Source organism: Aliihoeflea aestuarii (assembly GCF_024105665.1).
Taxonomy (GTDB): domain Bacteria; phylum Pseudomonadota; class Alphaproteobacteria; order Rhizobiales; family Rhizobiaceae; genus Aliihoeflea; species Aliihoeflea aestuarii.
The window spans coordinates 228,515-238,795 of record NZ_JAAAMK010000005.1 but is presented as its reverse complement, the minus strand read 5'-3'; the positions used below and the strand labels follow the sequence as shown (position 1 = coordinate 238,795).

Here is a 10,281-nt window from a genome sequence, read left to right as displayed (position 1 = left end):
CGCCATCCGTGCAGCGCCAAGGTTCAAAGCCTTCTACACCGCAATCGCCGCGAGATCCGGCTCCAAGAAACTCGCCATCATCGCCGTCGCAAGGAAACTCCTCACCGTCCTCAACGCAATGCAACGCGAACAAAAACAATACGCCTGAAAACACAGTTGCCATGCCTTGACCTCCACGAAGCGCGGCTACCTAGATGAACCGCGTAACGGCCGGCACCCTATCCCGCGAGCCGCTTTACGATCGCCTCGATCTGCGGCCGCAAATCCTTGCGATGGAGCGCGAAGGCGAGATTGGCCTCGACGAACCCTTCGGGCGACCCGCAATCGTAGGTCTCGCCGCTGTAGCGGTAGCCATAGAGCTTCTGGCTGTCGCCGAGCCGCAGCATGGCGTCGGTCAACTGGATTTCATTGCCCGCTCCGCGTTCCTGCGTGGCCAACAGGTCGAAAATGTCCGGTTGCAGGATGTATCGCCCATTGATGTAGAGATTGGACGGCGCGTCCGCAGGCTTCGGCTTTTCCACCATCGAAGTGATCTCGAACCCGTCGCCGACCTGCTCTCCCGCACCGACGATGCCGTATTTGTGCGTTTCCGCCGGATCGCATTCGGCCACCGCGATCACGTTGGAACCGGTGTCGTTGTAGAGATCGACCATCCCGGACATGCAGCCTTTTTCAGAATGCATGATCATGTCGGGAAGCAGCAGGGCGAATGGCTCGTCGCCGACCAGATCGCGCGCGCACCACACGGCGTGACCGAGCCCGAGCGGCTCTTGCTGGCGAGTGAAGCTCGTCGTACCGGCGGCCGGTTGCATGGAACGCAGGATATCGAGCTGCGCAGTCTTGCCGCGCCTTTCCAGGGTTTCGTTCAGTTCGAACTGGAGATCGAAATAGTCCTCGATATTGCCCTTGTTGCGCCCCGTCACGAAGATGAAGTGTTCGATTCCGGCCGCGCGCGCCTCATCGACAACGTATTGGATGACGGGCCGGTCCACGACCGTCAGCATTTCCTTCGGCACGGTCTTGGTCGCCGGAAGGAAGCGGGTTCCAAGCCCAGCCACGGGAAACACGGCCTTTCTGACTTTCTTCATCTGTCGGTGAACTCCGTTCGTTTCGTTCGCGAAAATGTGATGACGCGTGTTCAACGCGGCGGCAAAAGTTCCGTTGCCGACGTTTTCGTGTCAATCTTGAGCCATCTTGCACACGGATGGGTCGAAGGCGAGGTCGACGCCGCGCATGGTAAACGCTTTCCTAACCCGCTCGGGGCACAATCGCTTCAAATCCTGAATCAAGGAGATATTCATGAGCTTGAAGACATTGCTGGGATCATTTCGCCTCGGTGCACGTTCGGCGCTCGCGGCGCTCGCGGCGGCGGGGATCGCCATCGGCCTTTCCGTCGCATCAACGCCGGCCTTCGCGGATGCCGGTTTCCAAAGATGGGTGCAGCAGTTCCGGTCAACCGCCGCGCAAAGCGGCATTTCCGGGTCCACCTTCGACCGGGCCTTCCAGGGCGTGACCGCGCCCGACCCCGAAGTGCTGGAGCGTGCGCGCTACCAACCCGAATTCGTCGCCCCGGTCTGGGATTATTTCGACAATCGCGTGAACGACAACTCGGTCGGCGTCGGCCGCCAGATGCTGCGCCAGCATGACCGTCTGCTCGGCCAGATCGAACAGCGGCTGGGCGTGGACCGGCATATCCTCCTTGCCATCTGGTCGATGGAATCGAACTATGGCGAAGTCCTGAAAAACGACCGTGTGATGCGCAACGTGGTGCGCTCCCTCTCGACGCTCGCCTATGCGGACGAACGCCGCCAGCGCTTCGGCCGCCAGCAGCTCATCGCCGCGCTCAAGATTCTGGAACGCGGCGACATCGACGTGCGCCATCTGACCGGCTCGTGGGCCGGCGCGATGGGTCACACCCAGTTCATCCCCACCAGCTATCAGGAATGGGCGGTCGATTTCGACGGCGACGGTCGCCGCGACATCTGGAACTCGATCCCCGACGCGCTCGCCTCGGCGGCGAACCTCCTGCGCGCCAATGGCTGGCGCTCGGGCCACGCCTGGGGCTACGAGGTGCGTTTGCCGGAAGGTCGCAAGTTCCCGGCCGGAACGATGTCGCTGGCCGAGTGGCAGCGCATCGGCGTCGTGCGGACCAATGGACAGGGCTATCCGCGCCCGAATGACCGGGCCGAGCTGAAGGTTCTCGACGGCCGCGAAGGTCCCGCCTTCCTCGTCCTGCACAATTTCAACATGCTGAAGCGCTACAACAATGCGGATCGCTACGCGCTCGCGGTCGGTCTTCTTGCCGACCAGATCGCAGGTCAAGGACAGTTGGCGCGCGACTGGAACCGTCCGTTCACGCGCCTTTCGTTCAACGAGACGCAGGAATTGCAGCAGCATCTTTTGACGCGCGGCTATTATGACGGCAATATCGACGGCAAGATCGGGCCGGCGTCGCGCGACGCGATCAAGGCGTTTCAGTCGCGGATGGGCATGCAGGCCGACGGTCATCCTTCCAAGGAAGTGCTGACGCGCATCCGGGGACAATAAAAGGCGGAGACATCATTGGCATCGCAAGGTCTGCGCATCGCAGCCGTCTTCTGTCTGGCGATGATGATCACAGCCGGCGCGCCCTCGGGCGCGCCTTTTGCCGTCTCGACTGCATATGCGCAGGAACGTCAGCAGGGCGGCGGCCTGTTGCGCTTCCTGTTCCAGCGCAACCAGCAACCACCGCAGGTCTACGAAGCGCCCCAGCGCCAGCCGCAGCGGACACAGCCGCGCCGCCAGCAGCAAGGACAGCAATCGCGCCAGCGCTCGCCCGCTCCGGCAGCACCGTCGGTCGCCAAGGCCGACGACGCGCGCAAGGTGCTTCTCGTCGGCGACTTCGTTGCCGGCGGACTGGCCGAGGGGCTGGAAACGGCTTTCCAGGCGGACGCCTCGGTTCTGATCGTCAACCGTTCCAACGGATCGTCCGGTCTCGTGCGCGACGACTACTATGACTGGCCGGGGTCGCTCGAACCGATGATCGACGAGATCGAACCGGCGGTCGTCATCGTCATGCTCGGCTCGAACGATCGCCAGGCGATGCGCATCGACGGAGCCTCGCAGGCGCCGCGCAGCGATCTGTGGCTGAAGGAATACGAGCAGCGCGCGGACCAGGTGGCAAACATCGTTGCGGCCAAGGACATCCCGCTGATCTGGGTCGGCATGATCCCCTTCCGCCCCAGCACCATGTCGGCCGACATGCTTGCCTTCAACGATGTCTATCGCAAGGTTGCGCAGGCGGTCGACGGACAGTTCGTGGATGTGTGGGACGGCTTCGTCGACGAAAGCGGCACCTTCGTCCAGAGCGGACCGGACATGAACGGTCAGCCGACGCGGCTGCGCGCGGATGACGGCATCAACGTGACCGGCACCGGCAAGCGGAAGATCGCCTTCTTCGTGGAAAAGCCGCTGCAACAGGCGCTCGGCGAGGCGCCTCAGCCCCAACTCGTCTTCTACGGCCCTGTCCTGCCAGATGGTTTTCTGGATGGGCCGAGATATGCGCCGCGCATCGACCGCACCCAGCCCGTCGCACTTTTCGGACCGGCGACGGCGAGCGGCGACCTGCTCGGCCGAAACGGCGTTCGCCCGATGCGGAACGCCGCCCCTGCTTCCGAGCCGGCGCGCGGCGATCAGCCGGGCGAGGAGACCGAAGACAATTTGCCGCCCAGCGGCCGCGCCGACAACTTCATGATTGAGCGACCCGCAAGCGGGCCGATCGATATCGGAACGACCGGCGCGCTTTAGGATTGGCTCCGGCCTACATCCACGTTGCGACCTGTTCTGCTTTTACGTGCAAGTGGAAATGTCGAGGCTTGGGATGTTCTGCTTTGGTGTGGAGGTTGAAATACCGAGGCTTGGATTCCTGTGCCCGAACGATCCTACGCCGCGGCGCTCGCAGAACACCCGAACGACCGCCCTAAATCCATCCCTGCAACTCGCGCCGCAGGACGCTTTCGATCACGTCCATGCCTTCTTCCGAATCGTTGAGGCACGGAATGTGCGCGAATTTTTCGCCGCCCGCATGTTCGAAGATTTCCCGCACCTCGCCGTCGATCTCCTCAAGCGTCTCGATGCAGTCGGCCGAAAAGCCCGGATTGACGATGGCGATCCGCTTCACGCCGTCCTTGGCGAGTTTCTCGACAGTCTTGTCCGTATAGGGTTGCAGCCATTCCTGCGCGCCGAAGCGTGACTGGAAGGTGGTGCGCAAACGATCCTCGCTCCAGCCCAGCCGTTCGCGCAAAAGGCGCGTCGTCTTCACGCAATGGCAGTGATAGGGATCGCCCCTTTCAAAATAGACCTTGGGAATGCCGTGATAGGAAGCGAGCACGACCTCCGGCTCGAAATCGAGCGCGGCCAGATGCCTCTCCATCGAGCGCGCCAAGGCTTCGATGTAAACGGGTTCGTCATAATAGGGCGGCACGGAGCGCACGGTCGGCATGTGCCTGATCTTCATCAGCGCACGGTATAGCTGGTCGTTCGCCGTGGCGGTCGTCGTCGCGGAAAATTGCGGGTAGAGCGGAAACGCCACGATCCGGTCGCATCCCGCCTTGATCAGATTGTCGACCGCGCTCGCCATCGACGGACTGCCGTAGCGCATGCCCCATTCGACAACGAGGCGGTCATCGCCGGCAAAACGCGCGGCAAGCGCTTCGGCCTGCCCGCGTGTGATCGTGCGCAGCGGTGACTCGTCTTTTTGTGTGTTCCAGATCTTCTTGTAGTTCGCACCCGATTTCGAAGGCCGGAACGTCAACACGGCGCCGTAGAGGATCGGATACCAGAGCGCCCGGTTCATCTCGATCACGCGCGGGTCGGACAGGAATTCGCGCAGATAGCGACGCATCGGGCCGTAATCCGTCCCGTCCGGCGTGCCGAGATTGACCAGAAGAACCCCGATCTTTCGTGCCTTCACCTTCGGATGTCCGCCCGGCAGCGGGCCGATCGCCTGCGCCGTGTCCCGGTCGATCGAGGTTTCCAGATTCATTACCGTCTCCTTCACGCGCGGCGCGCACCGCACCGGCGGCGTATCCGCCATATCCTGCAAGTGGCCGGAACCTAGGCTGTCTGCCCGGCTGATCAAGATGGCGTCTGGCCGCAGCGCTGCAAATGGAACGGGCCGCCCCAGGGGACGGCCCGCAATCGCATTACCGGTCGATTTAGTTTGCCGGGATGGTCAGTTCCTGGCCGACATGGAGCCGGTTCGGATTGCGCAGTTCGGGATTTGCCTCGGCGATTTCCGGCCAACGCTCGCCATTGCCCAGATACTGCTCGGCCAGATTCCACAGATTGTCGCCGTTGACGACGGTGTGGGTCTGCGGCGCGGCAGCGTCTTCGATGGGGGCGGCCTCATCGGCAGGACCGGCTTCCTCGATCGGGGCTGCCTCGTCCGTCGCCGGCGCGGCAGGCTCGATCGGCGCTGCTTCGTCGACAGGTGCTTCCTCTTCGATCGGCGCGGCCTCGTCCGTCTCGCCTGCTTCCGGAGTGACGGGTGCTTCGGTCGGCTCCGGCGCGGCAGGCGCGTCCGTCGCCGGTTCCTCGACCGGTGCGACCGGCTCGGACACGACATCCTGATCGCCCGTCACGGGTGCTTCGGTCGCCTGTTCTTCAGTCGAAGCGGGTGCTTCCTCGATCGGCGCCGCTTCCTCGGCGGGAGCCGGCGTCGTCAGTTCCTCGGCGCTCGGCTCGGTCGCTTGCGATGCGTCGGTCGGTGCTTCCTCCTCGACGGCGGCTTCGGTCGGCGCATCTGCCGAGACATCGGTGATGCGACCGTCAAGAGCCGGTTCGTAAGGGCTGTTCTCGCGCAGATAGTCGGCAAGCACCACTTCGAGGCCCGGGCCGTAATCATAGGCGTTTTCGGCGTTCTCCGCGAACAGCGCGTAGCCGTCACCGCCATTGCGCATGAAGTTGTTGGTCGCGACCAGATAGGTCGCGCCCTCGTCCAGCGCCGACCATTCGCCGTTCTCCTCGATCTCGACCGACTGGATGCGGCCTTCATTTGCCGGGCCGTTGGGATCGAACGAGTAGCGGATGCCAGCGACCTGCGGGAAACGGCCGGCGACTTCCTCGATGCCCGAGACGCCATGCTCCAGAGAGGCGATGATGTCCGCGCCCGAAAGCTCGAAGGTCGCGAGCGTGTTCTGGAACGGCAGGACGGAAATGATCTCGCCCATCGTCACTTCGCCGGCATCGATGGAGGCGCGCAGCCCGCCGCCATTCTGGATGACGACCTGCACACCCTGGTCGGCCGTGCGGTCGAGCATCGCGTCGGCGACGAGATTACCCATCGTGCATTCGGCCGCCCGGCAGGTCTCACGGCTGCCGTCGACGGCGGCGGTGACCTCGGCAACGTTCTGCGCCATCAGTTCCTCGATGGGCGCGGCAAGCTCGGTGACGCGTGCAGCCACAGTCTCGTCCGGCTCGACCGAATTGTCGAGAAGGATCGTGTCGCCGGTCGCGGCGGTCACATTTCCTTCGTCGTCGAAGGTGATCTCGATCTCACCGACATATTTCGAATAGGCATAGGCCGAAACGATCGGCACTTCGGTCCCCGACGGGTTGGCGACCATCGTCGGATAAGCTTCCGCACCCTCTTCGGTGTTGGAGAACAGCGTGTGGCTGTGACCGCCGACGATCACGTCGATTCCGTCGACGGCAGCGGCGATCTCCTGATCGCGCACGAAACCGACATGCGACAGGAGCACGATCTTGTTAATGCCCTCGCCTTCCATACGGCTGACGGCATCTTGCAGATATTCGATCTCATCTTCGAAGGTCACGTTCGGGCCGGGGCTCGATGTCACGTCCGTGTCGGTCGCCAGAACGGACAGGATGCCGATGCGTTCACCGCCCTGTTCGACGACGGTCCATTCCTCGATCTTTCCGGCCAGATCCTCGTCCGCGTCGGCGACGACCGTGTTGCCCGAGATGACCGGGAATTCGGCCGCGTCGATGAAGTCGGCAAGAATGCTTGGCCCGTCGTCGAATTCATGATTGCCGACCGCCATGGCGTCGAAGCCGATCATGTTCATGAACTCGACCGCGTCTTCGCCCTTGTAGGTCGTGTAGAACAGCGAGCCCATGAACTGGTCGCCTGCGTCGAGCACGATGACGTTGCCGCCCTCGCCGGAAATGGCGTCGCGGCGCTCGTTGATCTTGGTCGCGACACGCGCGACACCGCCAAAGCACTCTCCCGCCGTCTCATCTTCGTCCGAGCAGGTCGCATCCGACGCGTTGATCGACTGGATGCGCGAATGCAAATCGTTGATATGCAGGATCGACAACGTGTAGTCGGCGAAAGACTGGCCGGCGCTCAGCGCCAGGGTCGAAACCGACAGGGCTGCGACGAGGGTGATTTTCTTCATGTAGGACGCTCCCGAGTGAACCCATCGACCCCTGCCATACCTTTGTGACGGGCATGTTGCGGTGCCGTTTGAAGCCATGTTCACACCTGGGACAGCATGGTGCAAGCGCTTTCGCGCATCTTCCCCGAACGGAACCCGTCTATCGCAGCAGCCGCACCCAGCGCGCGAGGTTGACCAACGACATCAGCGCGCCGGCGACATAGGTGAACGCCGCTGCCCGCAGAACCGAGCGCGCGGCCGGCATGTCGCGTTCATCGACATATCCGCCCGTCTTCAGGATCGGCAGCGCCTTGCCGAAACTGGCGTCCGTTTCCAGCGGCAGCGTTACGAGATCAACGACGACACGCACGGCAAGAAGCAGGACCCCGATCGCCACCAAGCCGAAAAAGGCGATCGGCGTGCGCGCGAGGAGGCCGAGCACCGGTGCGGCCAGGAAAAAGACGCCGGCCGCCTTGTCCGCGACATGCGCCGCGACGGCGAGCCTTCCGCGCAGGGCGAACATGCGCTCGCCCCGGTGGTGCTGGATGGCGTGCGCGACTTCATGCGCCGCGATCGCGACCGCCGAAATGGATCGCCCGTCATGATGTCCGCCGGAGAGCCGGACCGCGTTCGTCGACGGATCGTAATGGTCACCCTGCTCCGTCGGCTCGACGGCAACATGGCGAAGGTCGAAATGGTCGAGCAGATGGCGTGCGAGCTCCGCGCCCGTTCCCGGCAGGTCCGGGCGATCCTTACTATGGCGCGCGATCGTCCGCCGCACCAAAAGCTGCGGCAACGCAACGATGAGCAGGAAGAAGGCGACCGCGATCAGAGCGAGCATCGAATTGCCTTGCGGGCCGCCATTGCGTCAGGATCGAGATGCGGTCCGCGCGACATGCCCGGACCGCATACGACACTGAACGTCAGGAAACGCCCTGGCTGCGGATCAGCGAGAACTGATTGCCGCCTTCGCCCGTGCAGTTGAGCTGCCCCTGCATGGCGACCTGGCAATTGACGCGCGAAGTCGTCTGGCGGATCAGCGAGGTCATGTTGATCTCGACGGCGTCCTGTCCGCGATAAGTGTAGCTGCCCTCGGCCATGCGGTTGCCCGTATCGGTCGCGATCGTCTCGAAGCGGCCGTTGGAAAAGCGCGAAACGGCGACGCCGTCGGTGCTTGCCCACTCGCCCTCGACATTGCCGCCGGCATTCATCTGCGGTGCCTGCATCATCGGGCGCGAAGCCATCTGGCCGGACTGCGGCCCCATGCCCTGGCAACCGGCCAGTGCGAGAAGCAGTGCGACGCCGCCGAGCGGCGCGAGTTTCATTGTATTGATCATCTGCGGAAAATCTCCTCGTCCCCGAGCCTGAATTTCACCGTTTCGAGCGGCAAAAGCAAGGCGTCCGGCGCGCTTTGCGCACCCGCCCCGCTCGCATAATGCTCAGCGAACCAAAATGTTTCGGAACTGCCACGGATCACTCTCGTCGATGTCTTCGGCGAAAAGCCCCGGCCGACCGTCAAGCGGCGTCCAGTTCGTATAGTACCCCTTGACGGGACCGAGATAGGGCATCTGGATTTCAAGGCAGCGCCGATAGTCCATTTCATCGGTCTCGACGATCCCGGCCCTCGGGTTCTCCAGCGCCCAGACCATGCCGGCAAGCACGGCCGAGGTCACCTGCAACCCGGTCGCGTTCTGATAGGGCGCAAGTTCGCGCGTGTCGTCCAGCGAAAGCTGCGAGCCGTACCAGTAGGCGTTCTTCGCGTGCCCGTAGAGCAGCACCCCAAGTTCGTCGATGCCGTCGACCAGTTCGTTCTCGTCAAGAACGTGCTGGACAGGCTGCGCCTTTCCGGCCGCACCGAACATCTCGTGCAGCGAAAGCACCGCATCGTTGCACGGATGATAGGCGTAGTTGCAGGTCGGACGATATTCGACCGCGTTGCTGGCGCTTCTCACCGTGAAGAAATCGGCGATCGAGATGGACTCATTGTGCGTGACGAGGAAACCGTATTGCGCGCCCGGCGTCGGGCACCAGCTTCGCACGCGTGTGTTCGCGCCCGGCTGTTCGAGATAGATCGCCGCCTTGCAGCCCTCCTCGTGCTCCCTCGCATTGTCGGGCTTCCATGTTTCGTGCGTGCCCCAGCCGAGTTCGGCCGGTTGCAAGCCTTCCGAAATGAAGCCCTCGACGGACCACGTATTCCAGAACACGTCGAGCGGCTTGGGCTGAACGGTCCGCTGCGTGTCGCGCTCGGCGATGTGGATGCCCTTGACGCCGACACGCTGCATCAGCTTCGCCCAGCCGTCGCGGTCTTCGGCGGCAGGTTCGGTGAAATCGAGTTTGGTTTCGGTCGCAAGATCGACTAGCGCCTTTTTCACGAACCAGGAGACCATGCCCGGATTGGCGCCGCAGCAAGAAACGGCGGTCGTGCCGCCGGGATTGGCTGCCTTCTCGCGCCGCATCGTCTCACGCAGCACATAATTGGTGCGCGACGCGTTGGTGGCGTTCGCGTCGAAATAGAAACCGAGCCAGGGCTCGACGACGGTGTCGATATAAAGAACGTCGAGTTCGCGGCAGAACCTGATCAGGTCGAGCGACCCGGTATCGACCGACAAATTCACGCAAAAGCCCTGCCCCTCGCCCTTTGTCAGGTAAGGCGCGAGCAGATCGCGATAGTTTTCCTTCGTCACATGTTCCTGGATGAACGGAATGCCGCGCTCGTCCAGCAGCAGCTTGTCCTCGTCGCGCGGATCGATGACGACGAAGCGCGACCTGTCATACTTGAAGTGACGCTCGATGAGCGGCAGCACACCGCGTCCGATAGAGCCGAAGCCGATCAGCACGATCGGGCCGGTGATTTCGCCATGGACGGGCCAGGTGCGTTCTGCCATTTCGGGACGTCTCCTTA

The 10,281-nt window shown here is 63.0% G+C and carries 8 protein-coding genes; 2 read left to right on the top strand and 6 right to left on the bottom strand.

Annotated elements, in window-relative coordinates; translation table 11 throughout:
• Nucleotides 1-218: 218 nt before the first annotated feature.
• The gene (galU, locus tag GTW25_RS12985; RefSeq protein ID WP_252912553.1) at nucleotides 219-1,088 is read right to left on the bottom strand and encodes a UTP--glucose-1-phosphate uridylyltransferase GalU; all 870 of its coding nucleotides are present in this window, start codon (nucleotides 1,086-1,088) and stop codon (nucleotides 219-221) included.
• A gap of 211 nt (nucleotides 1,089-1,299) precedes the next feature.
• Here galU and GTW25_RS12980 point away from each other — a divergent pair, with 211 nt between their 5' ends.
• Together GTW25_RS12980 and GTW25_RS12975 are read left to right on the top strand one after the other, a co-directional pair.
• Nucleotides 1,300-2,547, top strand: a complete 1,248-nt coding sequence (locus GTW25_RS12980; protein ID WP_252912552.1) for a lytic murein transglycosylase — start codon at nucleotides 1,300-1,302, stop codon at nucleotides 2,545-2,547.
• A gap of 15 nt (nucleotides 2,548-2,562) precedes the next feature.
• Nucleotides 2,563-3,786 (top strand): SGNH/GDSL hydrolase family protein, encoded by a 1,224-nt coding sequence (locus GTW25_RS12975; protein WP_252912551.1) that lies wholly within the window; start codon nucleotides 2,563-2,565, stop codon nucleotides 3,784-3,786.
• A gap of 172 nt (nucleotides 3,787-3,958) precedes the next feature.
• On the opposite strand, the gene hemH is transcribed toward GTW25_RS12975, so the two are convergent.
• The 5 genes from hemH to GTW25_RS12950 form a co-directional block, all read right to left on the bottom strand.
• On the bottom strand, nucleotides 3,959-5,023 hold the full coding sequence (gene hemH / locus GTW25_RS12970; protein WP_252912550.1) for a ferrochelatase: 1,065 nt from the start codon (nucleotides 5,021-5,023) through the stop codon (nucleotides 3,959-3,961).
• Nucleotides 5,024-5,195: 172 nt separating this feature from the next.
• Complete coding sequence (locus GTW25_RS12965) at nucleotides 5,196-7,400, bottom strand: 5'-nucleotidase C-terminal domain-containing protein (RefSeq protein WP_252912549.1); 2,205 nt, start codon at nucleotides 7,398-7,400, stop codon at nucleotides 5,196-5,198.
• A 139-nt stretch (nucleotides 7,401-7,539) separates the two neighbouring features.
• Nucleotides 7,540-8,220: a zinc metallopeptidase gene (locus GTW25_RS12960; RefSeq protein WP_252912548.1), complete on the bottom strand. Its 681-nt coding sequence runs from the start codon at nucleotides 8,218-8,220 to the stop codon at nucleotides 7,540-7,542.
• A gap of 82 nt (nucleotides 8,221-8,302) precedes the next feature.
• Nucleotides 8,303-8,716, bottom strand: coding sequence for an outer membrane lipoprotein Omp10 (omp10, locus tag GTW25_RS12955; RefSeq protein WP_252912547.1), 414 nt, complete (start codon nucleotides 8,714-8,716; stop codon nucleotides 8,303-8,305).
• Between the two features lie 102 nt (nucleotides 8,717-8,818).
• Nucleotides 8,819-10,264 (bottom strand): homospermidine synthase, encoded by a 1,446-nt coding sequence (locus GTW25_RS12950; protein WP_252912546.1) that lies wholly within the window; start codon nucleotides 10,262-10,264, stop codon nucleotides 8,819-8,821.
• Between the last annotated feature and the right edge of the window lie 17 nt (nucleotides 10,265-10,281).

What these genes read in the sequence shown, in the direction of transcription:
- galU (WP_252912553.1), bottom strand. Translation starts at nt 1,088, where the DNA reads ATGAAGAAAGTCAGAAAGGCCGTGTTTCCCGTGGCTGGGCTTGGAACC.
- GTW25_RS12980 (WP_252912552.1), top strand. Translation starts at nt 1,300, where the DNA reads ATGAGCTTGAAGACATTGCTGGGATCATTTCGCCTCGGTGCACGTTCG.
- hemH (WP_252912550.1), bottom strand. Translation starts at nt 5,023, where the DNA reads ATGAATCTGGAAACCTCGATCGACCGGGACACGGCGCAGGCGATCGGC.
- GTW25_RS12965 (WP_252912549.1), bottom strand. Translation starts at nt 7,400, where the DNA reads ATGAAGAAAATCACCCTCGTCGCAGCCCTGTCGGTTTCGACCCTGGCG.
- GTW25_RS12960 (WP_252912548.1), bottom strand. Translation starts at nt 8,220, where the DNA reads ATGCTCGCTCTGATCGCGGTCGCCTTCTTCCTGCTCATCGTTGCGTTG.
- omp10 (WP_252912547.1), bottom strand. Translation starts at nt 8,716, where the DNA reads ATGATCAATACAATGAAACTCGCGCCGCTCGGCGGCGTCGCACTGCTT.
- GTW25_RS12950 (WP_252912546.1), bottom strand. Translation starts at nt 10,264, where the DNA reads ATGGCAGAACGCACCTGGCCCGTCCATGGCGAAATCACCGGCCCGATC.